Below are 23,077 nucleotides of genomic sequence, written 5' to 3'. Positions count from 1 at the left end.
ATGGCTCAGGGCTGGTATTTCCAGGCGCCGTTTTCGATCTTGACCATCACCCGGGCACGCTGGTCCAGGCCCAGGTGGTCGGTCTCGGACATGCTGAAGATGCCATGCGCGCCGGGCACTTCGCGCAGTTGCTCCAGCGCATCGCGCAGGGCCATGCGAAATTCCACGCTGCCGGGCCGGGCCTTGCCGAGCGCGGCCGGCACGGCGGCAGCCAGCAGCACGCCGGCATCCCAACTGTGCGCGCCGAAGGTGGAGACGCTGCCCGCGCCATGGACGGCCTCATAGGCGGCCACGTAAGCCGAGGCAGACTTCTTTACCGGGTGCGAGGCCGGCAACTGCGCGGCCACCAGCACCGGGCCGGCGGGCAGAAAGCTGCCTTCCACGTCCTTGCCGCCGACGCGCAGGAAGTCGGCATTGGCCACGCCGTGGGTCTGGTAGATCCGGCCGGTGTAGCCGCGCTCGCGCAGGGCCTTCTGGGGCAGCGCCGCCGGCGTGCCCGAGCCGGCGATCAGCACCGCATCCGGCTTGGCCAGGATGATCTTCAGGGTCTGGCCCGTGACCGAGGTGTCGGTGCGCACATAGCGCTCGTTGGCCACGATGTGCAGATTTTTGATCGCGGCGACCTTGCCGAACTCCTGGTACCAGCCTTCGCCATAGGCGTCGGCAAAGCCGATGAAGGCCACCGTCTTGATGCCCGCGTCGGCCATGTGCTCGGCGATGGCCAGCGACATCATGATGTCGTTTTGCGGTGTCTTGAAGACCCATTTGCGTTTCGGGTCCATGGGCTCGACGATGCGCGCCGACGCGGCCATCGAGATCATCGGCGTGCGCGCCTCGGCCACCACGTCGATCATGGCCAGCGAGTTCGGCGTGATGCTCGACCCCAGGATGATGTCCACCTTGCTCTCGCTGATCAGCTTGCGGGTATTGTTCACGGCGGTCGTGGTGTCCGACGCATCGTCGAGCACGATGTAGTGAACCTTCTCGCCGGCGATGCTGCGCGGCATCAGCGCCACCGTGTTTTTCTCGGGAATGCCCAGCGAGGCCGCAGGGCCGGTGGCCGACAGCGTGACGCCGACATGGATGTCGGCCAGGGTCTGGCCGCAGCCCAGGGCGGCCGCCAGGGCCAAGGCAATGCAGGGGAAAAAGCGCTGTGGTTTCATGGGTTTGTCTCCTTGGATGAAATGGCTGCGGATGAAGGCGGCAGTTGCACGGCCACTACGCCGCCGAAAAACAGATCGGCCACGATCGGGGCCATGGTTTCGTGCTTGAGTTCACCATCGGGCCTGAGCCAGGTGAACATCCAGTTGATCATCCCGAACAGCAGCATCGTCAGCGCCTTGGTCAGGCCCGCAGCCTCGGTCTCGGGGCGCATCTGCGCCAGCGCATTGGCAAAGGCCGCCACCACGGCGCGCTCCTTGTTCAGCACCAGCGCGCTGTCTTCGGGCTGGAGAAACTTCACGTCCTCGGTCAGCACGCGGTGGGCATCGCGGGCCTGCGCGTATTCCTGCACGAAGCGCTCGATCAACGCGCGCAGCCGTGGCTCGGGCGGCAACTGGCGCTGCCCGATGTCGTCGACCAGCGCCTGCAGGCGCGACACATGGTCGTCGGCGATATGCAGCAGCAGGTGGTACTTGTCCCTGAAGTAGTGGTACAGCGTGGGTTTGGACAGGCCGCAGGCCTGGGCCACCTCATTCATCGAGGTCGCAGGGTAGCCGCGCTGCGCAAACAGCGCGGCCGCATGGCGCGCGATCATGTCGCGCTGCTCGTCGTATCCGGGAGATCGCCCTCGGGCCACAGGCAGTTTTCCTTTGCATTCCAAGTATCGGGGGCGCCATCTTGCCTCATCGCGGGGCGCGGCCGGCATGCAGGCAGCGCGCCTTGGTGCGGAGAAACGGCCGGGCGCCACGCTGGCGGCCATCATCAGCGCTCGTCGAACGACAGCACGACGCTGTCCGTCAGCGGCCGGCATTGGCAACTGAGCACGAAGCCGGCGTCCAGATCGGCCTGGTCGAGCGCGAAATTGCGCTCCATGCGCACCCGGCCTTGCAGGCATCGGGCGCGACAGGTTCCGCACACGCCCGAGGTGCAGGCAAACGGCAATTCCAGCCCGGCCGCCGAGGCCGCATCCAGAATGCTGGCCTGCTCCCGGGTGAAGCGGAACTCGCGCCGCAGGCCGTCGCGCACGATGGTGATGCGCGCGCTGTGCGCGTCGCCCGCCAGCGCCTGGTGCATGACGGCATCGGCCTGAGCGCCGGCGGGCAGCGCCAGACCAAAGCGCTCGACATGGATGCGCTCGGCCGGCAGGCCGGCGGCCAGTAGCGCGGCCTGCACCTGGTCGTTCATCTGGAAGGGGCCGCAGATGAAGGCCACATCGATGCGGCGCACGGGCAGCAGCGCATCCAGGAAGGCCGTGATCTTGCCGTGGTCGATCCGGCCCATGTTCAGCGGCAGATCGGTCTGTTCGGCCGAGAACACATGGTGCAGCGCCAGGCGCGCCAGGTAGCGGTTCTTCAGGTCCTGCAGTTCTTCCCTGAACATGGTGGACTGCAGGCTGCGGTTGCCGTAGATCAGCGTAAAGCGGCTGCGCGGCTCGCGCGCCAGCGCCGTCTTCATGAGCGACAGGATGGGCGTGATGCCGCTGCCCCCCGCGATGCCCAGGTAGTGGCGCTGCGCGGCGGGCTGCAGCGGCACGAAGAAGCGGCCCTGCGGCGCCATCACCTGCAAGGTATCACCGACCCGCAGCCGGGTATGGAGCCAGTGGGAGAACCGGCCACCGGCGACCTTGCGCACGCCCACGCGCAGTTGGCCATCGTCGATGCCGGCGCAGATGGAGTAGGCGCGGCGCAGGTCCTGGCCGTCGATGTCGGCGCGCAGCGTCAGGTGCTGGCCCTGGGTGAACCCGAACACCTGGTGCAGATCCGGCGGCACATCGAAGGCGACGATGACGGCTTCGGCCGTGTCAGGCTCGATGGAGCGCACGCGCAGGGGGTGGAAGATGGGGCTCATGTCGGTGACGAAAAAAGGGCGCTTTACAAGGGCTTGAAATGCTCGAAGGGCTCGCGGCAGTCCAGGCACCGGTACAGCGCCTTGCAGGCCGTGGCGCCGAAGGCGGACAGGCACTGCGTTTGCCGGCTGCCGCAGCGCGGACAGGCTAGTGCCGCGGCACGCGGCATGAAGTGCAGCGACACCGCGTTGCCCGCCGCCACCGCGCCCGGGGGCGCGATGCCATGGGCGTGCAGCCGGGCCAGGCCCCGCTCGGTGATCCAGTCGGTGCTCCAGGCCGGGGCGCGCTGCCACTGGACCTGGGCCGGGCCCAGACCCGCCGCGTCGATCGCGGCCAGCACATCGTGCGCGATGACCTCGGTGGCGGGGCAGCCGCTGTAGGTGGGGGTGAGCAGCAGTTGCAACGCAGCGCCGGCCAGCCGCACGTCGCGCACGATGCCCAGGTCGCACAGGGAGACGGCGGGCAGTTCGGGGTCGGGCACGCTGTCGAGCACCTCCCAGGCGCGCTGCAGCCGCGCGGGCGCGTCCATCACCACTGGCCTCCGGGATAGGCGCGTTGCAGGTACTGCATGTCGGTCAGGATGAAACCCATGTGCTCGCTGTGCACCCCTTGTTTGCCGGTGCTGCGAAAAGCGGTTTCCTTCGGGCAGGACAGGCCGGCGGCCGCCAGTATCTGCGCCATCTCGGCCTGCCAGGCCGGTTGCAACTCGGCCCAGCGCGGGCCCAGACCGGCGGCGCAGGCAGCCTCTTCCACCGCGTCGGCAACGAACAGTTCGGGCGTGTAGCGCCACAGCGCGGTCAGCGCCGCCTCGGTGCGGCGGCGCGACTCGGGCGTTCCGTCGCCGAGCCGCACCACCCAGTCGGCGGCATGCTGCTGGTGGTAGCGGGCTTCCTTGACGGCCTTGCCGGCGATGGCGGCCAACTCGGTGTCGCTGGAGCCGAGCAGCCGTTCCCAGAGCAGTTTCAGCAAGGTGGCCACGATGGCATTGCGCACCATCGTGAAGGCGAAGTCGCCGCGCGGCAGTTCCACCAGGGTCACATTGAAGTAGTCGCGCTCTTCGCGCAGAAAGGCCAGTTGGTCTTCGTCGTGGCCGCAGCCCTCCACCTGGCCGGCCCGGGTCAGCAGCGCGCGCGCCTGGCCCACCAGGTCCAGCGCGATATTGGCCAGCGCAATGTCTTCTTCCAGCACCGGCCCGTGGCCGCACCATGAGGCCAGGCGCTGGCCCAGGATCAGGCAGGTATCGCCCAGGCGCAGCAGGTACTGCACGGCGGGGTCCCGGCGCAATTGGATGCTCGGCGTTTGCATGTTGCCCTCGGTCATCTCACATGTGCTCGACCGCGTCCGGCAGCCGGTAGAAACTGGGGTGGCGGTAGACCTTGTCGCGGGCCGGGTCGAAGTACATGGCCTTGTCGTCGGGGTCGCTGGCCACGATCTGCCCGGAGCGCACCACCCAGACGCTGCAACCCTCCTGGCGCCGGGTGTAGACATCGCGCGCGTGCTGTAGCGCCATGCGCGCGTCGCTCGCGTGCAGGCTGCCGCAATGCCGGTGTTCCAGCCCGGCCTTGCTGCGCACGAACACTTCCCACAAGGGCCAATCGGCAGAGTCGATGATGTCAGCGGATTCGCCGATCGCGGCAGAGTCGATGACTTCGGCAGATCCGGCGGCCGTGGCAGGGTCGGCTGCGGGGCCGGCGGCAGAGGGGGCAGGGGCGGCAGGGGCGGCAGATGGGGCAGGGGGGGTCATGGTGTCTCCCGTTGGGCTGGTGCCGGGGAATGTTTGGCGGCATGGGCCAGGGCGGCTGCGCGCACCCAGGCGCCGTCGTCCCAGGCCTGGACGCGCGCGCCCAGGCGCTCCTGGTTGCAGGGGCCATCGCCGGAGATCACGCGCCAGAACTCGCTCCAGTCGATCGCGCCGTGGTCATGCTGCTGGCGCTGCGGATTCCAGCGCAGGTCGGGGTCGGGCAGCGTGACGCCCAGCACCCGGGCCTGCGCCACCGTGGCGTCGATGAACTGCTGGCGCAGGCGGTCGTTGGAGACGCGCTTGATGCCCCAGCGCATCGATTGCGCGGAATGGGGCGACTGCTCGTCCGGCGGGCCGAACATCATCAGCGACGGCCACCACCAGCGCTCGACGGCGTCCTGCACCATCGCGCGCTGCGCGTCGCTGCCCTGGCGCATCATGGTCAGCAGCGCGTCGTAGCCCTGGCGCTGGTGAAAGCTCTCTTCGCGGCAGATGCGCACCATGGCGCGCGCATACGGCGCGTATGAGCAGCGGCACAGCGGCACCTGGTTCATGATCGCCGCGCCGTCCACCAGCCAGCCAATGGTGCCCATGTCGGCCCAGGTCAGCGTCGGGTAGTTGAAGATCGAGCTGTACTTGGCGCGGCCGCTGTGCAGCGCGGCCAGCATCTGCGCGCGCGAACTGCCCAGGGTCTCGGCCGCCGCATACAGGTACAGGCCATGCCCGCCCTCGTCCTGCACCTTGGCCAGCAAGATGGCCTTGCGCTTGAGCGTGGGCGCGCGCGTGATCCAGTTGCCCTCGGGCAGCATGCCCACGATTTCCGAGTGCGCATGCTGGCTGATCTGGCGCAGCAGGGTCTGGCGGTAATGCTCGGGCATCCAGTCCTTGGCCTCGATGAACTCGCCGGCAGCGATGCGCGCCTCGAACTGCTCCTGGCGCTGCATCTGCCGGGCGTCGCCGGCATCGCCCGGCGCCATCTGATCCATCAGGTCCATCGCTTGGGTGTACATCGGAGAGCCTTTCGTATCGGGCATCGATCCATCAACGCGGGCGCTGGTCGATGACGCGCCGGGCCTTGCCCACCAGCGTGCGCTCGATGGCGTTGGCAGCCAGCACCTGCACCTGGCAACTGATGCCCACCAGGGTTTTGATGCGCTGCTGCACCGCATCGGCCAGCGCCTGGCGCTCGCCGGCAGGCAGGTCCGCAGACAGGCCCGGCTGCAACTCGCAGCGCACGGTCACCTGGTCCAGATGGCCAGCGCGCGTCACCAGAATCTGGTAGTGCCCCGACAGCCTGCCGCTGTGCAGCACGATCTCTTCGATCTGCGTGGGAAACAGGTTCACGCCACGGATGATCAGCATGTCGTCCGAGCGGCCGACGATCTTGCCGATGCGCCGCATCGACCGCGATGTCGGCGGCAGCAGCCGCGTCAGATCGCGCGTGCGGTAGCGGATCATCGGCAACGCCTGCTTGCTCAGCGAGGTGAGCACCAGCTCGCCTGGCTGGCCGTCGGGCAGCACTTGGCCGCTGTCGGGGTCGATGATCTCGGGGTAGAAATGGTCTTCCCAGACCACGGGGCCGTCCTTGCTCTCGACGCATTCGCTGGCAACGCCCGGGCCCATCACCTCCGACAGGCCATAGATGTCCAGCGCGTCGATCCCGGCGCCGGCCTCGATCTCGCGGCGCATGGCCTCGGTCCAAGGCTCGGCGCCAAAAATGCCGATCTGCAACGAACTGGCACGCGGATCCAGCCCCTGGCGCAGGAACTCCTCGGTGATGATCTGCATGTACGAGGGCGTGACCATGATGATGCGGGGTTGCAGGTCGTGGATCAGTTGCACCTGCTTTTCGGTCTGTCCGCCCGACATCGGCACCACGGTGCAGCCGGCGCGCTCGGCGCCGTAATGCGCGCCCAGCCCGCCCGTGAACAGACCGTAGCCGTAGGCCACATGCACCAGGTCGCCCGGGCGCCCGCCGGCGGCGCGGATCGAGCGCGCCACCAGGTCGGCCCAGTGGTCGATGTCCTGGCGCGTGTAGCCCACCACCGTGGGCTTGCCCGTGGTGCCCGACGAGGCGTGCAGGCGCAGCAACTGCGCGCGCGGCACGGCGAACATGCCAAAGGGGTAGTTGTCGCGCAGGTCCTGCTTGACCGTGAACGGAAACCCGGCCAGATCGGACAGATGCTTGAGGTCGCCGGGGAGCACCCCCCGGGCGTCAAACGCGCGGCGGTAATGCGCCACGTTGTCGTAGGCATGTTGCAGCGTCCAGCGCAGACGCTGCAATTGCAGCGCCTCGATGGCGTCGCGGCTGGCGCTTTCCATCGGATCCAGGGCAGCGGGAGCGGGTTGACGCACGGCCATGGCGCAGTCTCCTGTCGTTCAGCGAATCGTCATTCGTCGGCCGTCAGCCATCAGCCGGCGTCCAGCGGCACGGTCGGCCGGCCCGGCATGCAGTACGAACGCCCGCGCAAGACGGCGATGGCCTGATGGTGCTGATTGCGCACGCTCACGTCGTACAAGCCGGTGCGCCCGCCCAGCGCGACCTCGGTGGCCTCGGCCGTCAGATGGTCGCCTTCATGCGCGGGCGCCAGAAAATCGATGTCCAGGCCGCTGGCCACGGTCAGGACGTTGCGCGAGTTGCAAGCGAAGGCAAACGCCGAATCGGCCAGCACGGTGATGAAGCCGCCGTGGCAGATGTCGAAGCCGTTGAGCATGTCGGCGCGCACCACCATCTCCAGCGTGGCCTGCCCCGGCCCCATGGCCGTGACGCGGATGCCCAGGCCCCGGGTGGCGCGGTCCTTGGCCAGCATGCCGCTGCGCACATGGTCGGCCACGGCCTGGGGGTTGGGTCTGTCGGTGGAGCAAGGCATGGTCTGCTCAACGCTCGGTGAAACGAGGGGCGCGCTTGCCGGCGAAGGCCGCGACGCCTTCGCGGTAATCGGCACCGGCGCCCAGCGTTTGCTGCATGGCCGCTTCCTGCGCCAGCGCCTGGCCGTAGTCCAGTTGCGCCGCAGCATCCATGGCCTGGCGCGTGGCCACCAGCGCCTTGACGGGCATGGCGGCCAGGCGCTGCGCCAGGGCCAGCGCCTCGTCCGGCAAACTGGCGTCGTCCACGCAGCGCCAGATCAGGCCGCGACGCTCGGCCTCGGGCGCAGGCAGTTTGTCGCCCAGCAAGGCCAGCCCCAGAGCCTGCGCGCGCCCCACCAGGCGCGGCAGCAGCCAGGTTCCGCCGGTATCGGGCAGCAGCCCGATTTTGCTGAAAGCCATGATGAAACTGGCCGAACGCGCCGCCAGCACCAGATCGCAGCCCAGAGCCAGGCAGGCACCGGCACCGGCGGCCACACCGTTGACCGCTGCCAGCACCGGAACGGGCATGCTGCGGATGCGCAGACACAGCGGCCGGTACAGGGTCTCGATCACGCGGCCCAAGTCCTGGGCCTGAGCGCCCGCCGAACCGGGCGCGGGCGCCGGATCGCCCGAACCGGACGCAGGCGCGGCGGCGATGTCATTCAGGTCCTGGCCGGCGCAAAACGCCCGCCCCATGCCCGTGATGACCACGCAGCGCACGTCGCACGCGGCAGCGGTGGCCTCCAGCGCGGCCAGCAACTGCGCGTGCAACGCGGCGGTCAAGCTGTTCAGCGCGGCCGGCCGGTTCAGCGCCAGCGTTTGCACGGCACCCGATTGCGTCACCAAGACAAGGGGTTCAGACATGAATGCTCCTGCTGCTGCTGCCCATCACCATCAATCACCATCAGGAAGGGGAAGTCCTGCATCGATCGATCACGAACATCATTGACCGACCGTGCGGTAGATAATACGCCGTTGATGCAGATCAAATCACTCGGTGAAAACCCTTGGGTCAACCCCCGCCAAGCTGGGCCAGGAAGGCTTCGTCGGCAGCGCTCAGGCGGGCGGCTTGGCGCGCGGCATCGATCAGTTCGGGCCGGTGGCGGGCGGTGACGGCCAGGCGCTGCTCGCGCCGCCAGCGCTCGATCTGCGCATGGTTGCCCGACAGCAGTGCGGCCGGCACCGACTGCCCGGCCCAGGTCTGCGGGCGCGTGTAGTGCGGGCAGTCGAGCAGGCCGTCGAGGGCCGGATGGAAGCTGTCGAGTTGGTGGCTGTCCTGGTCATTGAGCACGCCGGGCTGCAGGCGCGCCACGGCATCGAGCAAGGCCATGGCCGCAATTTCACCGCCCGACAACACAAAGTCGCCCAGGCTGATCTGCAAGTCGACATGCGCGTCGATGAAGCGCTGGTCTACGCCTTCATACCGCCCGCACAGCAAGATGGCGCCGGCGCTGGCCGACCAGCGCTGCACCAGGCGGTGCCGGAGCGGCTCGCCAATGGGCGAAAACAGCACCAGCGGCGCTTGGCCGGCGCGGGGTTCGCCGCGCCCGGCGCGGATCGCCGCCAGGCAGCGCGCCAGCGGCTCGGCCAGCAGCACCATGCCCGGCCCGCCGCCAAACGGGCGGTCATCGACCCGGCGGTAATGGCCTTCGGCATACGCGCGCGGGTTCCACAGGCGCACATCGACCTGCCCGCTGGCGTAGGCGCGCCGCGTCACGCCACTGGCCAGCAACGGTGCGAACAGTTCGGGAAGCAGGGTGATGATGTCAAAGCGCATGGGTGCGCGCTGCGCTTCGATCAATAGTCGGGCTGCCAGTCGACGATGATGCGCTTTTGCGGCAGTTCCACCTGGTCCACGAAGGCCGGGACGAAAGGAATCATGCGCTTGCCGGCCTTGCCGTCTTGCTCGTGGGCCAGCACCAGCAAGGTCTGCGCGCCGGTGGCGCGCAGTTCGCGCACCTGGCCCAACGCCAGGCCCTGGCGGTTGATGACCTGAAGGCCGATCAGGTCGACCCAGTAATACTCGCCCGGCGGGGGCGATGGAAAGCTCGACCGCGGCACGAAGATGCGCGCGCCGCGCAGGGCCTCGGCGGTGTTGCGGTCATCGATGTCCTGCGCCCAGGCCAGCACCATGCCGCCATGGTCCTTGGCCTGGCGGATGGGCAGCAGCACCGTGCCGCCAAAGGCTTTGGCGCCACGCGCTGCAGGCTGCAAATACCAGCGCTTGCAGGAAAACAATGCCTCGGGGTCGGCGCTGTAGGGCTGCACCTTGAACCAGCCCTGCAGCCCCCAGGCATCGGCAATGCGCCCGACCTCGATCGCATCGGACGGCAGGGCTGTCGGCTCCAGCGTCAGCGCAGTGGCCATGGTGTGCATGATGAAAAAAAGAGCCGGCCCCGCCGGGCAAGCCCGGGGAACCCGCCCTTTTCGGGAAGTGCCGCCCGGTCAGGCCATTTGCTTGGCGGCTTGTTTGACCAAGCGCTCGACCGTGGGCGAAGACTGGGCGCCGACGCTCTTCCAGTACGTCAAACGGTCTTGCATGATGCGCAGACCTTCTTCGTTTTCCTTGGCGGTGGGGTTGTAAAACCCGAGGCGCTCGATGAAGCGGCCATCACGGCGCACGCGCTTGTCGGCAACGACGATGTTGAAAAAAGGCCGGCCTTTGGCGCCGCCACGGGAGAGTCGAATGACGACCATGATGCTTTATCCTTCGGGTGCTGAACGCCGGCAATGCTTGCCGGGGGTTCACGGTGTTCGTAACCACTGACCATACTGACCACACAACCAATTTTGCAACGCTGCGGGACGCACGACCCGGCCATCCGGCCAGCGACACGCTGCAAAGCCCGCCAGTATATCTCTTTGCCTGAATATGACCACCATCATCCGCCCCGGCGCCGACGACGACATCCCCGCAGTGACGGCCATTTACCGGCACCATGTGCTCCACGGCACGGGCACGTTCGAGTTGGATCCTCCTTGCGCGACCGAGATGGCCGCCCGTCGCGCCGACGTGCTGGCGCGTGGCCTGCCCTGGCTGGTGGCGCAGGAAGACGGCCAGATCCTGGGCTTTGCCTATGCCAACTGGTTCAAGCCGCGCCCGGCCTACCGTTTCTCGGCCGAGGACTCGGTGTATGTGGCCGACAGCGCCCGTGGCCGGGGGCTGGGCCGCCAACTGCTGGCAGAACTGGTGGCGCAGGCTCAGGCCGCAGGCGTGCGCAAGCTGCTGGCCGTCATCGGCGACTCGGCGAACGCAGGCTCGATCGGCCTGCACCGGGCGCTGGGCTTTACCGATGTCGGCACCATGCGCTCCGTGGGCTGGAAGTTTGGCGCCTGGCGCGACATCGTGCTGATGGAAAAACCCCTGGGCGCCGGTGACAGCACCGCGCCGGAAGGCGATGGCGCAGCGCCTGGATGATCGAACCACCCATGAAAAACAAAACCCTGGCCGCCTGGCTCGCCTTTGCCGGCGGACCCGTGGGTCTGCACCGCTTTTACCTGCATGGCCTGGCCGACATGCCCGGCTGGTTGCTGCCCATCCCCACGGCTCTGGGCCTCTACGGCATCGAGCGGGTGCAGCAGTTCGGTCTGGACGACCCCTATAGCTGGGTGCTGATACCGCTGTTGGGCTTTACGGTCGCGGGCTGCGCGTTGCGCGCCATCTTGTACGCACTGATGTCGCCCCAGGCATGGAACGCCCGCTTCAACCCCCAGGCCGCCCCCGATGCCGCCCCCGGCAGAACCGGGTGGGGCACCATAGGCGCCAGCGTGGTGTCGCTGCTGGTCGGCGCCAGCGTGTTGATGGCCAGCATCGCGTTCAGCGTGCAAAGGTATTTCGAGTACCAGATCGAAGAAGCGCGCAAGATCTCGCAGTAAAAGTCGTCAGGCGCAGGGCCTGGCCAGCGCATGAATGGTTCCCGGATGCCCATTGATTCATCGATCGATAGCACCATGGGCAATGAAACAAAGCGCCACAGGTTTTCTCGATTCATTCAGCTCAGATCAGTGCATGCAGACCATCGCCATCACCCAGGGAGACAGCGCCGGCATAGGCCCGGAGATCGTGGCCAAGGCCTTTCGCGACGCAGCGGCCGAACTGCATGGCTGCTTCGTGGTCGGCGATGTGGCGAGCCTGCGGCGCGCCGCGCAGGCGCTCGTGCGCCCCGGCATGCCGGGGGTTCCGGTGGCGCAGATCAGCGCGCCGGCCCAGGCGCTGAAGATGCCGCCCCGCTGCGTGCCGGTGTTGCAGTTGCCCGGCATCCCGGGCCCGCAGCCCTGGGGGCAGGTCAGTGCGGCGGCAGGGCGTGCTGCGGCCGACAGCGTGGTCTGGGCGGCGCGCGCGGCGCTCCGGGGCGAGGTGGCGGCCATCGTCACGGCGCCCTTGCACAAGGCGGCCTTGGCGGCGGCGGGTGTGGGCTTTGCCGGGCATACCGAACTGCTGCAGGCCGAAGCCGCCGCGTACCAGGGCCTGGCGTTGGAACGAATGCCGGTGCGCATGATGCTGGCGAATGCCGAACTGCGCACCGTGTTGGTCAGCATCCATGTATCGCTGCGCGCGGCGATTGCTGCGCTCACGTTCGGGCAACTGTTGCAGACGCTGCAGATCACGCATGCCGCGCTCACGCGCAGCCTCGGGCATGCGCCGCGCATCGCGGTGGCGGGCCTGAACCCCCATGCGGGCGAAGGCGGGCTGTTCGGCCGCGAGGAACTGGAGGTGATCGCCCCGGCCATCGCCGCTGCGCGCGCGCAGGGCATGCAGGTGCACGGCCCGTTTGCGCCCGATACGGTGTTCATGCGCGCGCGCAGCAGGCCGCCGCAGGGCGGCGAGTTCGACGTGGTGATCGCGATGTACCACGACCAGGGGCTGATCCCGATCAAATACCTGGGACTCGACAGGGGGGTGAACGTGACGCTGGGCCTGCCCCTGGTGCGCACCAGCCCCGACCACGGCACGGCCTTCGACATTGCCGGGCAGGGGGTGGCCGATGCCGCCAGCCTGATCGAGGCGGTGCGCATGGCGCGCACGCTGTGTGGCGCAGGGGCATGAAACACCTGTGCGGCCCAGTGGGCAAGGGCTGCGGCGCTGTCGCGCAGTTTGAAAATACCCCTTTCCGCTGCGCTACAATCGCCGGCTGACCCCATTTCGAGATGTTCTTCGAGGACCCCCATGAGTGACTCTCCCATCGACGCCAGCAAAAGAACATGGCTGATCGCGTCCGGCTGTGCGGGCGCGGTGGGCAGCGCGGCGACCGCCGTTCCTTTCGTCAGCAGTTTCCAGCCTTCCGAGCGCGCCAAAGCCGCCGGTGCTGCGGTGGAGGTGGACATCTCGGCCCTGAACCCCGGGGAAAAGGTCACGGTGGAGTGGCGCGGCAAGCCGGTCTGGATCGTCAGGCGCACACCCGCGCAGTTGGCCGAACTGCCCAAGCTCGATGACCAGTTGGCCGATCCCCAATCCAGGCGCAAGCCGGACGAGCTGACCCCCGCGTATGCCCGCAACGAAGCGCGCTCCATCAAGCCCGAGATTTTCGTCGGTATCGGCATCTGCTCGCACCTGGGGTGCTCGCCTTCGGACAAGTTCCAGCCCGGCGCCCAGCCCTCGCTGCCGGACGACTGGCAGGGCGGCTTCCTGTGCCCCTGCCATGGCTCCACGTTCGACATGGCCGGCCGCGTGTTCAAGAACAAGCCCGCACCCGACAACCTGGAAGTGCCCCCCCACATGTACCTTTCCGATACGCGCTTGCTGATCGGTGAAGACAAGCCGGCTTGAAGGAGCCAGACGACCATGGCCCAATTCAAGGAAATCTCGCCCAACGCATCGACCAGTGCCAAGGTCACGAACTGGTTCGAAAACCGCTTCCCGTCTGCATTCGATTTCTACAAAGTGCATATGTCGGAGTACTACGCTCCGAAGAACTTCAACTTCTGGTACATCTTCGGCTCGCTGGCGCTGCTGGTGCTGGTGATACAGATCGTGACCGGCATCTTCCTGGTCATGCACTACAAGCCCGACGCCAGCCTGGCGTTCGCCTCGGTCGAGTACATCATGCGCGATGTGCCCTCGGGCTGGCTGATCCGCTACCTGCACTCGACCGGGGCCTCGGCCTTTTTCGTGGTGGTCTATCTGCACATGTTCCGTGGCCTGATCTACGGCAGCTACCGCAAGCCGCGTGAGCTGATCTGGATCTTCGGTTGCGCCATCTTCCTGTGCCTGATGGCCGAAGCCTTCATGGGCTACCTGCTGCCATGGGGCCAGATGTCGTACTGGGGCGCGCAGGTGATCGTCAACCTGTTCGCCGCCATCCCCTTCATCGGCCCTGATCTGGCGCTGCTGATCCGTGGCGACTATGTGGTCGGCGATGCCACGCTGAACCGCTTCTTCAGCTTCCATGTGATCGCCGTGCCGCTGGTGCTGCTGGGCCTGGTGGCCGCGCACATACTGGCGCTGCACGATGTCGGCTCGAACAACCCCGACGGCGTGGAAATCAAGGGCCCGAAGGCGCCCAAGGATGCCAACGGCCATCCCCTCGATGGCGTGCCTTTCCACCCCTACTACACAGTGCATGACATCTTCGGGGCGAGCGTGTTTCTGATGGCCTTCGCTGCGGTGGTGTTCCTTGCCCCCGAATTCGGGGGCTATTTCCTGGAATACAACAACTTCATCCCGGCCGATCCGCTCCAGACCCCGGCACATATTGCGCCGGTCTGGTACTTCACGCCGTTTTATTCGATGCTGCGCGCCATCACCAGCGAGATGATGTACGCCCTGATCGCCTGCGTTCTGGCCGGCGCCGGCCTGGCTGCGCTCAGGGCCTGCCTGCCCCGTTTCATCAAGGCCGGCATCGTTGCCGCCGCCGCCGTGACCGTGGCGCTGATGCTGTCGCTGGATGCCAAGTTCTGGGGGGTGGTGGTGATGGGCGGCTCCGTGATCATCCTGTTCTTCCTGCCATGGCTCGACTACAGCCCGGTGAAGTCGATCCGCTACCGCCCTGGCTGGCACAAGTACCTGTACGGCCTGTTCGTGATCGACTTCCTGGTCCTGGGCTATCTGGGCGTGCAGCCGCCATCGCCAATCGGTGAGCGGGTGTCGCAGTTGGGCACGCTGTTTTACTTCGGCTTCTTCCTGCTGATGCCTTGGTGGAGCCGCATCGGTGAAGTCAAGCCCGTGCCCGACCGCGTGACCTATGTGGCGCACTGAGCCTGGAGACAAGCCCATGAAGAGACCCATCCTCACGCTGATCGCCGCCCTGGGCCTGCTTGCCGGCGCGGCCCATGCCGCAGGTGATGAAGCCATCGCCTGGGACAAGGCGCCAGGCAAGACCAACGACTTGGCGTCGCTGCAAAACGGCGCCAAACTGTTCGTCAACTACTGCCTGAGCTGTCACTCTGCCGCCTACATGCGCTTCAACCGGCTGCGCGACATCGGCCTGACCGAGCAGCAGATCAAGGACAACCTGCTGTTCACGACCGACAAGATCGGTGAGACCATGAAGGCCGCGATCGACCCCAAGCAGGCCAAGGAATGGTTCGGCGCCAACCCGCCCGATCTGACCGTGATCGCACGCTCGCGCGCAGGCCATGGCGGCACGGGTGCCGACTACCTGTACACCTTCCTGCGCAGCTTCTACCGTGATGAAACCAAGGCCACTGGCTGGAACAACCTGGCTTTCCCGAGCGTGGGCATGCCCCATGTGCTGTGGCAACTCCAGGGCGACCGGCGACCGGTGTTCGAGGCGCAGCAAAGCCACGGCCACAGCACCGAGGTATTCAAGGGCTGGCAGCAAATCACGCCCGGCAGCATGACGCCGCTGCAGTTCGATCAAAACGTCGGGGATCTGGTGAACTACCTGCAATGGATGGGCGAGCCCGCGCAGAACACGCGCAAGCGCGTGGGCGTCTGGGTGATCCTTTTTCTGCTCCTGTGCACGTTCATCACCTGGCGGCTGCACGCGGCCTACTGGAAGGACGTGAAGTAAACGCCGGCGCCGTAGCATTGCGCAAGAGGTGCCAAGGCTTGGTGCTACCCCCTGCCAAGAACCACGATGGGGCTTGCCTGCCTGCCCCGGGTTTCATGGGCGCCCTGCGAGCTTCTGCACACCGGGGATCAGTGGGGGCAATTTTCCGCCTGCCCGCAATACCTGGCGCTTCCCGACAAGGAAACGGAGCCGTTGCCGGCATGAATGCAAGCCGGCAGAACCGGCAGCGCATCCTTTGGCCAAGGGTGCACAGATATCGTTGGATGAACCAGTGGAAGGGAAAGCCGCCGAGCTCCTTGACTGCGCACAGAAAAACACGCTTGCACAGTGGGCTCATCGGGCGCACTGCTGTTTTGATTTTTAGGAGCCTCCCGCCATGATGGTGCTTTATTCGGGTACGACCTGCCCCTTCTCCCACCGCTGCCGTTTCGTGTTGTTTGAAAAGGGCATGGACTTTGAAATCCGCGATGTAGACCTGTACAACAAGCCGGAAGACATCAGCGTGATGAACCCCTATGGCCAGGTGCCGATCCTGGTCGAGCGCGACCTGATCCTGTACGAGTCGAACATCATCAATGAGTACATCGACGAGCGCTTTCCCCATCCGCAGCTGATGCCGGGTGACCCGGTGGACCGGGCCCGCGTGCGCCTGTTCCTGCTGAACTTCGAGAAAGAGCTGTTCGTGCATGTGAATGTCCTGGAATCGCGCGCCACCAAGGGCAACGAAAAGGCGCTGGAAAAGGCGCGCGCGCATATCCGCGACCGCCTCACGCAACTGGCGCCGGTGTTCCTGAAGAACAAATACATGCTCGGAGACAACTTCTCCATGCTCGATGTGGCCATTGCCCCGCTGCTGTGGCGCCTGGACTACTACGGCATCGACCTGAGCAAGAATGCGGCCCCGCTGCTCAAGTACGCCGAACGCATCTTCTCGCGGCCGGCCTACATCGAGGCGCTGACTCCTTCCGAAAAGGTCATGCGCAAGTAAGCCGTGTTTCTTTCCTCCATCCATCGCCGTTGCGCCCCACAGCCATGACCGCACAGGAACCCATATCCACGCGCCCCTACCTGATTCGTGCGATGCACGAATGGTGCATAGACAATGGCCTGACGCCGTATGTGGCCGTGCGTGTCGACGGTTCCGTGCAGGTGCCGCAGGAATACGTCAAGGACGGAGAGATCGTCCTCAACATCAGCCATGAAGCCACCAACTCGCTGCAACTGGGCAATGAGTTCATCGAGTTCAGGGCCCGGTTCGGCGGCAAGTCGCGCCAGATCCTGGTGCCGGTAGGACGGGTGGTTGCCGTTTACGCGCGGGAAAATGGCCAGGGCATGGCGTTCCCGCCCCCGCCGTCGGACATGCCCTCCGCTGGCTCTGTCGCCGTGGCGCTGACGGCGACGCCTGCGGCCGACCCGGCCGCGCCGGCGGGCCGCGTGGTCCAATTGGTCGTCACCGAGGGCGGCAATGGTGCTGGCGACGATGATGGCGGTGATACCCCCCGCCCTCCGCCTCCTCCCCCCGCCCCGGGCGGCACGCGCCCCGTGCTCAAACGGATCAAATAGCACCCGCCGGCAAATTCCGGGCGGCATTTACCCGATAGAATGCCGCCTGCGCCGGTTTAGCTCAGCAGGTAGAGCACCCGCCTTGTAAGCGGTAGGTCGTCAGTTCGAGTCCGACAACCGGCACCATCGGCACCATTTCCTTGCTTGCCCTCATTCCATTCCCCAATCGTTCGCGAAGGCGAAGCGCAGACAGTACGGGTGTACGGCCAGCGCCGCCGACGAGGTGCACGGATGATTCAGGCTTGGAATCAGTTTTGGACTTTGAGCCGAATCGCGCTAACCTCCCAGCCCCGGCTGCGCAGATGCGCCTGCAAAGCGGGCAGCAATTGGCGTATCTTTGCGGCGGCGGCGTTACTCCTGACCAGCAGGCACCAGTTGCTCCCATCGATGGGGCCGGCCGCGACGGCCGGGCGCAGCGGCGCAGGAATCAGGGTCTGAATGGCCTTGAGCCGCTCACTGGACTCGCGTGTCAGCGCGGTGAGCCTGGCCAGCGCAGGGGATTCCTCGCTGGCCTGCTGCAAGGTGATGGCATGGTGGCGGCGCAGCATGGTGGGCGTTTTCGGGCGTGGAGAATTCGTAGTGCAGTTGATTATCACGGACGCCAGGCTGGCGCGTAGCCGGGCCATTCATTTGTCCGGCACGCGCTTGCTGTTGGCGGGTTTGGCGCTGTCGCTGTGCCTGGTGCTGGTGGCCGCGACCTTGTACCACTGGGTGTTTTTGCAAGGCGCGCGCGCGGGCTGGCCGATCATCGGCTCGCTGGTGCGTCTGGTGGTCCAGGACGAGTTTGCCGAGCGCGATCGCTTCATGCGGGCCAATCTGGATGCCATGGCGCGGCGCGTGGGGGAAATGCAGGCCCGGATGGTGCAACTGGAATCGCTGGGCGAGCGCGTTCTGGGTCTGGCCGGCATGGCACCGGCAGATATCCCGAAAGCCGCCGCCGGGCGCGGCGGGGCGCTGGTGGGCGCGCACGATCTGTCGATCGAGCAGTTGCAGGCCACGCTGGACGACCTGGAGCACCTGACGAACCAGCGTGTGGATCTGATGACGGTGCTCGAATCGCGTTTGTTCGACCAGCATATCCGCAAGAAGATGATCCCCACCCACGAGCCAGTTGCGGGGCGGCCGGCGGGTTCGGGCTTTGGCTGGCGCCTGGACCCGATCAGCGGCCAGTCGGCGCTGCACTCCGGCCTGGACTTCCAGGCGGACACCGGCACGCCAATCCTGGCCGCCGCAGGCGGTGTGGTGGTGGTGCAGGAATTTCATCCCGCCTACGGCAACATGGTCGAGATCGACCATGGCAACCAGGTGCTGACCCGCTATGCGCACGCATCACGCACACTGGTCAAGCGCGGCGACATTGTGCGCAGCGGGCAGAAGATTGCGGAAGTGGGCACCACCGGACGCTCCACCGGGCCCCATCTGCACTTTGAGGTGCTGGTGCAAGGGGTTTTCCAGGATCCGCAGAAATTCCTGAGCGCTGGCGGCACGGACACCGCTGCACCACTGGAGCACGCTTGGTCGGCGGCACGGGGCAGGTAAGATTGCGGTTGCTCCCCGCCCGGAATGACGAGTCGCAATGACAAGACACTTGTGCTGCGCTTGCAATCACGATCGGGGAACCCACTTGAAATCCATTTTTCTTAGGGACTTCGGTCGCCTGGCGCGCTGATTGCAGCGGGGCAGGCGGCCTTGCTCGCATGGCCACCAACTTTCTCACCAAAATATTCGGCAGCCGCAATGACCGGCTTCTCAAGCAGTACCGCAAGACGGTGGTCCACATCAATGCGCTGGAGCCCGAGTACGAGCAGATGTCGCACGAGCAATTGCGCGCCAAGACGCAGGAGTTCAAGGAGCGCGTGGCCCGGGGCGAGTCTTTGGAGAGCATTTTGCCGGCGGCCTTTGCGCTGGTGCGCGAGGGCTCCAAGCGCATCATGAAGATGCGGCATTTCGACGTGCAACTGCTCGGGGGCATGGCCTTGCATTTCGGCAAGATCGCCGAAATGCGCACCGGCGAGGGCAAGACCCTGACCGCCACGCTGCCGGTGTACCTGAACGCGCTGTCGGGCAAGGGCGTGCATGTGGTGACCGTGAACGACTACCTGGCCCATCGCGACGCGCAGTGGATGGGGCGGCTGTACAACTTCCTGGGCCTGACGGTGGGCATCAACCTGCCGAATATGCCGCGCGCGGAAAAGCAGGCCGCTTACCGTGCCGACATCACCTACGGCACGAACAACGAATACGGCTTCGACTATCTGCGCGACAACATGGTCTACGAAGCGCAAGACCGCGTGCAGCAGGGCCTGAACTACGCCATCGTCGATGAGGTCGATTCCATCCTGATCGACGAGGCGCGCACGCCGCTGATCATCAGCGGCCAGGCCGAAGACCACCAGGCCCTGTATGTCACGATGAACCAGTTGGTGCCGCAGTTGGTGCGCCAGGAGGGCGAGGCCGATCTACGCACCGGCGAGGGCGTGACCCGGCTCGGCGATTTCACACTCGACGAGAAGAGCCACCAGGTGTTCCTGACCGAGCAGGGCCACGAGACCGCCGAGCGCATCTTCGCCAGCCACGGCCTGATCGCCGAAGGCGCATCGGTCTACGACCCGGCCAACATCGCGCTGATGCACCACCTGTACGCGGCGCTGCGGGCCAGGCACCTGTACCACCGGGATCAGCACTATGTGGTGCAAAACGACGAGATCGTGATCGTCGACGAATTCACCGGCCGCCTGATGTCGGGCCGCCGCTGGAGCGAGGGCCTGCACCAGGCCGTGGAAGCCAAGGAAGGCGTGACCATACAGGCGGAAAACCAGACCCTGGCCTCGATCACGTTCCAGAACTATTTCCGCCTGTACCACAAACTGGCCGGCATGACCGGAACGGCCGACACCGAGGCCTACGAGTTCCAGGAAATCTACGGCCTGGAAACCATGGTCATCCCCCCCAACCGCCCGAGCCGGCGCAACGACCAACTCGATCTGGTCTACAAAACCACCCGTGAAAAATACGCCGCTGCGGTCATGGACATCCGCGCATGCCATGAGCGCGGCCAGCCCGTGCTGGTGGGCACCACCTCGATCGAGAACTCCGAAATCATCGATCAGCTGCTCAGCCAGGAGGGCCTGCCGCACCAGGTGCTCAATGCCAAGCAGCATGCCCGCGAAGCGGACATCGTCGCGCAAGCCGGTCGTGCCGGCATGATCACCATCGCCACCAACATGGCCGGCCGGGGTACCGACATCGTGCTGGGCGGCAATGTCGAAAAGGATGTGGCTGCCATCGAGGCCGACACGGCCCTGTCAGAGGCCGAGCGCGCCGCCCGGATCAGCGCCTTGCGTGCGCAGTGGCAGATCGAGCACGAGAAAGTCAAGGCGCTGGGCGGGCTGCGCATCATTGCCACCGAGCGCCATGAATCGCGCCGCATCGACAACCAACTGCGGGGCCGCTCGGGCCGCCAGGGCGACCCCGGCTCCTCGCGCTTTTACCTGGGCCTGGACGACGCGCTGATGCGCATCTTTGCCGGCGAGCGCGTCAAGGCCATCATGGACCGGCTGAAAATGCCCGATGGCGAGGCCATAGAGGCCGGCATCGTGACCCGCAGCATCGAATCGGCCCAGCGCAAGGTCGAGGCGCGCAACTTCGACATCCGCAAGCAATTGCTGGAATACGACGATGTGGCCAATGACCAGCGCAAGGTGATTTACCAGCAGCGCAACGAGATTCTGGACGCGAGCGACCTGTCGGATCTGATCGCCGCCATGCGCGAAGACTGCATGACCGACCTGGTGCGCCAGTATGTGCCCGCCGAATCGATGGAAGAGCAGTGGGATCTGCCCACGCTGGAAAAGCGGCTGGCCAGCGAATGGCAGTTGACCATGGCATTGCAGGAACTGGTGCAAGGAGCCAACGCCATCACCGATGACGAGATTCTGGACCGGGTGCGGCAGGCGGCCAAAGCCGCATTCGACGCCAAGGTCGAGCAGGTGGGCCGGGAGAACTTCACGCAGTTCGAACGCATGGTGCTGCTGCAAAACTTTGACACCCAGTGGCGCGACCATCTGAGCGCGCTCGACTACCTGCGCCAGGGCATACACCTGCGCGGCTATGCGCAAAAGCAGCCCAAGCAGGAATACAAGCGCGAGGCCTTCGAGCTGTTCCGGCAACTCATCGACCGGGTCAAGAACGAAGTCACCAAGCTCCTGATGACGGTGCAGGTGCAGTCGCCGACGCAGCTCGAACAGGCCGCGCAGGACATGGAAAGCCGGGCCGAAAGCATTGCCAACGTGACCTACACAGCCCCGACCGACACCGGACAGGTCGAGGCCACGCTGGCCGCCCAGATGGCCGAACGACCCTTGCCGCAGGGTATGCGCGTAGGCCGCAACGACCGATGCCCCTGCGGCAGTGGCAAGAAGTACAAGCACTGCCATGGCAAGCTGGCCTGATCGACCCGCCCCTAGTGTCGCGTCACCGATCATCTGTCGGTCTGCGCTGGCCATCGAAGCGCATCGCGGCGTTGCATCGCTTGCCAATACGCTCGGTATGGGCTGCGCGATGCGCCTTGCGCTGCGCTCCGATGGCTGCGCGCAGCCTACGACATCTGATCGGTGACGCGACACTAGAAGCCGCCGATGACACGGACTCCGATCCATGTCCCCATTGACGCAGAAAGCCCCCATGCCCGTTGATCTTCTTGCCCCCGCCAGTGCCGGCCTGTATCCGATTGCCGGCCTGCGCATCGGTGTTGCCGAGGCCGCAATCCGCAAAGCCGATCGCAAGGACCTGACCCTGTTCCTGCTCGACGAAGGCACCAGCGTGGCCGGCGTCTTCACCCAGAACCGCTTTTGCGCCGCGCCGGTGCAAATCAGCCGCGCCCACCTGGCCAGCGGCCGGCCCATCCGCGCGCTGCTGATCAACACCGGCAATGCCAACGCCGGTACCGGAGCCGATGGCCTGGCGCGGGCCAAGGCCAGTTGCAGCGCGCTGGCAGACATGCTGGCGCTGGCGCCCGAGCAGATCCTGCCGTTTTCCACCGGCGTGATCATGGAGCCCCTGCCCCTGGAGCGCATCGTCGCCGGCCTGCCCGCCGCCCTGGCCAACGCGCAGTCGGACCACGGCGACACGCAGCCGGGGCACTGGGCGCGCGCCGCCGAAGCCATCATGACCACCGACACCCGGCCCAAAGCCTGCTCGGCGCAGTTGCAGATCGCCGGGGCCACGGTGCGCATCACCGGCATCAGCAAGGGCGCGGGCATGATCCGCCCGAATATGGCCACCATGCTCGGTTTCATCGCCACCGACGCCTGCCTGCACCCTGCGCTGCTGCAGCCACTGCTGCACGAGCTGGCCGAGGCCTCATTCAACCGCATCAGCATCGATGGCGACACCTCGACCAACGACTCCTTGGTGCTGCTGGCCACGCACCGGGCCGCGCACGCGCCCATCACCGCCCTGGACAGCGCCGCAGGCCAGGCGCTCAAGGCCGCCATGCTGGCCGTTGCGCAGCAGTTGGCGCAGGCCATAGTGCGCGACGGCGAAGGGGCCACCAAATTCATCACCGTGCGGGTCGAGGGCGGCAAGACCGGCGCCGAATGCCGCCAGGTGGCCTATGCGATTGCCCATTCGCCGCTGGTCAAGACAGCGTTCTACGCCAGCGACCCGAACCTGGGCCGCATCCTGGCGGCCGTGGGGTATGCGGGCATCCAAGACCTGGACCCGGCCGGTATCGAGCTCTACCTGGACGATGTGCATGTGGCCACGCAAGGAGGGCGCCACCCGGCCTACCGCGAGGAGGACGGCCAGCGCGTGATGCAGCAAAGCGCCATCACGGTGCGCGTGCTGCTCGGCCGTGGCGCTGCGCTCGACCAAATCTGGACCTGCGACCTCGGCCATGAGTATGTCCGCATCAATGCCGATTACCGGTCCTGAACACCCCCGGAA

General features: G+C 66.3%; 26 protein-coding genes and 1 tRNA gene. 13 read left to right on the top strand and 14 right to left on the bottom strand.

Translation table 11 applies throughout. From position 1 onward, the window contains the following. Positions 1–5: 5 nt before the first annotated feature. From VEIS_RS19130 to rpsP, 13 genes are all read right to left on the bottom strand, one after another. Positions 6–1,163 (bottom strand): ABC transporter substrate-binding protein, encoded by a 1,158-nt coding sequence (locus VEIS_RS19130; RefSeq protein ID WP_011811645.1) that lies wholly within the window; start codon positions 1,161–1,163, stop codon positions 6–8. After that, the gene (locus tag VEIS_RS19125; protein WP_011811644.1) at positions 1,160–1,798 is read right to left on the bottom strand and encodes a TetR/AcrR family transcriptional regulator; all 639 of its coding nucleotides are present in this window, start codon (positions 1,796–1,798) and stop codon (positions 1,160–1,162) included. The genes VEIS_RS19130 and VEIS_RS19125 overlap by 4 nt, the downstream gene beginning before the upstream one ends. A gap of 125 nt (positions 1,799–1,923) precedes the next feature. Beyond that, on the bottom strand, positions 1,924–3,009 hold the full coding sequence (gene paaE, locus VEIS_RS19120; protein WP_011811643.1) for a 1,2-phenylacetyl-CoA epoxidase subunit PaaE: 1,086 nt from the start codon (positions 3,007–3,009) through the stop codon (positions 1,924–1,926). Positions 3,010–3,032: 23 nt separating this feature from the next. Continuing rightward, positions 3,033–3,536, bottom strand: a complete 504-nt coding sequence (gene paaD / locus VEIS_RS19115; protein ID WP_041951055.1) for a 1,2-phenylacetyl-CoA epoxidase subunit PaaD — start codon at positions 3,534–3,536, stop codon at positions 3,033–3,035. Continuing rightward, complete coding sequence (gene paaC, locus VEIS_RS19110) at positions 3,536–4,312, bottom strand: 1,2-phenylacetyl-CoA epoxidase subunit PaaC (protein ID WP_011811641.1); 777 nt, start codon at positions 4,310–4,312, stop codon at positions 3,536–3,538. The genes paaD and paaC overlap by 1 nt, the downstream gene beginning before the upstream one ends. Positions 4,313–4,328: 16 nt before the next feature. Then, a complete protein-coding gene (gene paaB, locus VEIS_RS19105) occupies positions 4,329–4,637 on the bottom strand; it encodes a 1,2-phenylacetyl-CoA epoxidase subunit PaaB (RefSeq protein WP_041951054.1) in 309 nt (102 codons plus the stop codon). A 110-nt stretch (positions 4,638–4,747) separates the two neighbouring features. Next, a complete protein-coding gene (gene paaA, locus VEIS_RS19100) occupies positions 4,748–5,758 on the bottom strand; it encodes a 1,2-phenylacetyl-CoA epoxidase subunit PaaA (RefSeq protein ID WP_011811639.1) in 1,011 nt (336 codons plus the stop codon). Between the two features lie 31 nt (positions 5,759–5,789). Continuing rightward, on the bottom strand, positions 5,790–7,109 hold the full coding sequence (gene paaK / locus VEIS_RS19095; protein WP_011811638.1) for a phenylacetate--CoA ligase PaaK: 1,320 nt from the start codon (positions 7,107–7,109) through the stop codon (positions 5,790–5,792). 50 nt (positions 7,110–7,159) lie between these two features. After that, on the bottom strand, positions 7,160–7,618 hold the full coding sequence (gene paaI, locus VEIS_RS19090; RefSeq protein ID WP_011811637.1) for a hydroxyphenylacetyl-CoA thioesterase PaaI: 459 nt from the start codon (positions 7,616–7,618) through the stop codon (positions 7,160–7,162). A gap of 7 nt (positions 7,619–7,625) precedes the next feature. Next, entirely contained in the window at positions 7,626–8,459 is an 834-nt protein-coding gene (locus VEIS_RS19085; RefSeq protein ID WP_011811636.1) for an enoyl-CoA hydratase-related protein, read from the bottom strand. Positions 8,460–8,607: 148 nt separating this feature from the next. Beyond that, entirely contained in the window at positions 8,608–9,372 is a 765-nt protein-coding gene (trmD, locus tag VEIS_RS19080) for a tRNA (guanosine(37)-N1)-methyltransferase TrmD (RefSeq protein ID WP_011811635.1), read from the bottom strand. A gap of 20 nt (positions 9,373–9,392) precedes the next feature. Beyond that, the gene (gene rimM / locus VEIS_RS19075; protein WP_041951053.1) at positions 9,393–9,962 is read right to left on the bottom strand and encodes a ribosome maturation factor RimM; all 570 of its coding nucleotides are present in this window, start codon (positions 9,960–9,962) and stop codon (positions 9,393–9,395) included. Between the two features lie 78 nt (positions 9,963–10,040). Beyond that, positions 10,041–10,292 carry a 30S ribosomal protein S16 gene (gene rpsP / locus VEIS_RS19070; protein ID WP_011811633.1) on the bottom strand — a complete coding sequence of 84 codons (252 nt, stop codon included), beginning with the start codon at positions 10,290–10,292 and terminating at the stop codon, positions 10,041–10,043. A gap of 175 nt (positions 10,293–10,467) precedes the next feature. Here rpsP and VEIS_RS19065 point away from each other — a divergent pair, with 175 nt between their 5' ends. From VEIS_RS19065 to VEIS_RS19025, 9 genes are all read left to right on the top strand, one after another. Then, positions 10,468–11,013, top strand: a complete 546-nt coding sequence (locus VEIS_RS19065) for a GNAT family N-acetyltransferase (protein WP_011811632.1) — start codon at positions 10,468–10,470, stop codon at positions 11,011–11,013. 11 nt (positions 11,014–11,024) lie between these two features. Beyond that, complete coding sequence (locus VEIS_RS19060) at positions 11,025–11,471, top strand: TM2 domain-containing protein (protein ID WP_041951052.1); 447 nt, start codon at positions 11,025–11,027, stop codon at positions 11,469–11,471. Between the two features lie 133 nt (positions 11,472–11,604). Next, positions 11,605–12,642, top strand: a complete 1,038-nt coding sequence (gene pdxA, locus VEIS_RS19055; protein WP_011811630.1) for a 4-hydroxythreonine-4-phosphate dehydrogenase PdxA — start codon at positions 11,605–11,607, stop codon at positions 12,640–12,642. A gap of 120 nt (positions 12,643–12,762) precedes the next feature. After that, positions 12,763–13,362, top strand: a complete 600-nt coding sequence (petA, locus tag VEIS_RS19050; RefSeq protein ID WP_011811629.1) for a ubiquinol-cytochrome c reductase iron-sulfur subunit — start codon at positions 12,763–12,765, stop codon at positions 13,360–13,362. Positions 13,363–13,377: 15 nt separating this feature from the next. Further along, on the top strand, positions 13,378–14,790 hold the full coding sequence (locus tag VEIS_RS19045; protein WP_011811628.1) for a cytochrome b: 1,413 nt from the start codon (positions 13,378–13,380) through the stop codon (positions 14,788–14,790). 16 nt (positions 14,791–14,806) lie between these two features. Next, positions 14,807–15,568 carry a cytochrome c1 gene (locus VEIS_RS19040; protein WP_011811627.1) on the top strand — a complete coding sequence of 254 codons (762 nt, stop codon included), beginning with the start codon at positions 14,807–14,809 and terminating at the stop codon, positions 15,566–15,568. A gap of 376 nt (positions 15,569–15,944) precedes the next feature. Continuing rightward, positions 15,945–16,556 carry a glutathione S-transferase N-terminal domain-containing protein gene (locus VEIS_RS19035; protein ID WP_011811626.1) on the top strand — a complete coding sequence of 204 codons (612 nt, stop codon included), beginning with the start codon at positions 15,945–15,947 and terminating at the stop codon, positions 16,554–16,556. 44 nt (positions 16,557–16,600) lie between these two features. After that, positions 16,601–17,131: a ClpXP protease specificity-enhancing factor gene (locus VEIS_RS19030; protein WP_011811625.1), complete on the top strand. Its 531-nt coding sequence runs from the start codon at positions 16,601–16,603 to the stop codon at positions 17,129–17,131. Positions 17,132–17,181: 50 nt separating this feature from the next. Then, positions 17,182–17,257: transfer RNA gene (locus VEIS_RS19025), tRNA-Thr, on the top strand. Positions 17,258–17,379: 122 nt separating this feature from the next. Here VEIS_RS19025 and VEIS_RS19020 read toward each other — a convergent pair. Beyond that, a complete protein-coding gene (locus VEIS_RS19020) occupies positions 17,380–17,679 on the bottom strand; it encodes a hypothetical protein (protein WP_011811624.1) in 300 nt (99 codons plus the stop codon). Between the two features lie 31 nt (positions 17,680–17,710). On the opposite strand from VEIS_RS19020, the gene VEIS_RS19015 reads away from it, so the two are divergent. The 4 genes from VEIS_RS19015 (at position 17,711) to argJ (ending at position 23,065) form a co-directional block, all read left to right on the top strand. Beyond that, a complete protein-coding gene (locus VEIS_RS19015; RefSeq protein WP_011811623.1) occupies positions 17,711–18,670 on the top strand; it encodes a M23 family metallopeptidase in 960 nt (319 codons plus the stop codon). A gap of 158 nt (positions 18,671–18,828) precedes the next feature. Then, the gene (gene secA / locus VEIS_RS19010; protein WP_011811622.1) at positions 18,829–21,582 is read left to right on the top strand and encodes a preprotein translocase subunit SecA; all 2,754 of its coding nucleotides are present in this window, start codon (positions 18,829–18,831) and stop codon (positions 21,580–21,582) included. Positions 21,583–21,596: 14 nt separating this feature from the next. Continuing rightward, positions 21,597–21,800: a hypothetical protein gene (locus VEIS_RS30765; protein ID WP_321161058.1), complete on the top strand. Its 204-nt coding sequence runs from the start codon at positions 21,597–21,599 to the stop codon at positions 21,798–21,800. A 14-nt stretch (positions 21,801–21,814) separates the two neighbouring features. Beyond that, complete coding sequence (gene argJ / locus VEIS_RS19005; protein ID WP_041950197.1) at positions 21,815–23,065, top strand: bifunctional glutamate N-acetyltransferase/amino-acid acetyltransferase ArgJ; 1,251 nt, start codon at positions 21,815–21,817, stop codon at positions 23,063–23,065. The last annotated feature ends 12 nt before the right edge of the window (positions 23,066–23,077 follow it).

Source organism: Verminephrobacter eiseniae EF01-2 (genome assembly GCF_000015565.1).
GTDB lineage: Bacteria > Pseudomonadota > Gammaproteobacteria > Burkholderiales > Burkholderiaceae_C > Acidovorax > Acidovorax eiseniae.
The sequence above is the reverse complement of the archived record's forward strand: the minus strand, read 5'-3'. Positions and strand labels throughout refer to the sequence as shown.

Excerpts from the sequence above, each read along its gene's own strand:
- paaK (WP_011811638.1), bottom strand. The coding sequence starts at position 7,109 with ATGGCCGTGCGTCAACCCGCTCCCGCTGCCCTGGATCCGATGGAAAGC.
- secA (WP_011811622.1), top strand. The coding sequence starts at position 18,829 with ATGGCCACCAACTTTCTCACCAAAATATTCGGCAGCCGCAATGACCGG.
- paaA (WP_011811639.1), bottom strand. The coding sequence starts at position 5,758 with ATGTACACCCAAGCGATGGACCTGATGGATCAGATGGCGCCGGGCGAT.
- VEIS_RS19060 (WP_041951052.1), top strand. The coding sequence starts at position 11,025 with ATGAAAAACAAAACCCTGGCCGCCTGGCTCGCCTTTGCCGGCGGACCC.
- VEIS_RS19030 (WP_011811625.1), top strand. The coding sequence starts at position 16,601 with ATGACCGCACAGGAACCCATATCCACGCGCCCCTACCTGATTCGTGCG.
- paaD (WP_041951055.1), bottom strand. The coding sequence starts at position 3,536 with ATGGACGCGCCCGCGCGGCTGCAGCGCGCCTGGGAGGTGCTCGACAGC.
- VEIS_RS19035 (WP_011811626.1), top strand. The coding sequence starts at position 15,945 with ATGATGGTGCTTTATTCGGGTACGACCTGCCCCTTCTCCCACCGCTGC.
- petA (WP_011811629.1), top strand. The coding sequence starts at position 12,763 with ATGAGTGACTCTCCCATCGACGCCAGCAAAAGAACATGGCTGATCGCG.
- rimM (WP_041951053.1), bottom strand. The coding sequence starts at position 9,962 with ATGGCCACTGCGCTGACGCTGGAGCCGACAGCCCTGCCGTCCGATGCG.
- paaI (WP_011811637.1), bottom strand. The coding sequence starts at position 7,618 with ATGCCTTGCTCCACCGACAGACCCAACCCCCAGGCCGTGGCCGACCAT.
- VEIS_RS19040 (WP_011811627.1), top strand. The coding sequence starts at position 14,807 with ATGAAGAGACCCATCCTCACGCTGATCGCCGCCCTGGGCCTGCTTGCC.
- VEIS_RS19020 (WP_011811624.1), bottom strand. The coding sequence starts at position 17,679 with ATGCTGCGCCGCCACCATGCCATCACCTTGCAGCAGGCCAGCGAGGAA.
- paaC (WP_011811641.1), bottom strand. The coding sequence starts at position 4,312 with ATGCAAACGCCGAGCATCCAATTGCGCCGGGACCCCGCCGTGCAGTAC.
- rpsP (WP_011811633.1), bottom strand. The coding sequence starts at position 10,292 with ATGGTCGTCATTCGACTCTCCCGTGGCGGCGCCAAAGGCCGGCCTTTT.
- VEIS_RS19045 (WP_011811628.1), top strand. The coding sequence starts at position 13,378 with ATGGCCCAATTCAAGGAAATCTCGCCCAACGCATCGACCAGTGCCAAG.
- VEIS_RS19065 (WP_011811632.1), top strand. The coding sequence starts at position 10,468 with ATGACCACCATCATCCGCCCCGGCGCCGACGACGACATCCCCGCAGTG.
- VEIS_RS19130 (WP_011811645.1), bottom strand. The coding sequence starts at position 1,163 with ATGAAACCACAGCGCTTTTTCCCCTGCATTGCCTTGGCCCTGGCGGCC.
- argJ (WP_041950197.1), top strand. The coding sequence starts at position 21,815 with ATGCCCGTTGATCTTCTTGCCCCCGCCAGTGCCGGCCTGTATCCGATT.
- pdxA (WP_011811630.1), top strand. The coding sequence starts at position 11,605 with ATGCAGACCATCGCCATCACCCAGGGAGACAGCGCCGGCATAGGCCCG.
- trmD (WP_011811635.1), bottom strand. The coding sequence starts at position 9,372 with ATGCGCTTTGACATCATCACCCTGCTTCCCGAACTGTTCGCACCGTTG.
- paaE (WP_011811643.1), bottom strand. The coding sequence starts at position 3,009 with ATGAGCCCCATCTTCCACCCCCTGCGCGTGCGCTCCATCGAGCCTGAC.
- VEIS_RS19085 (WP_011811636.1), bottom strand. The coding sequence starts at position 8,459 with ATGTCTGAACCCCTTGTCTTGGTGACGCAATCGGGTGCCGTGCAAACG.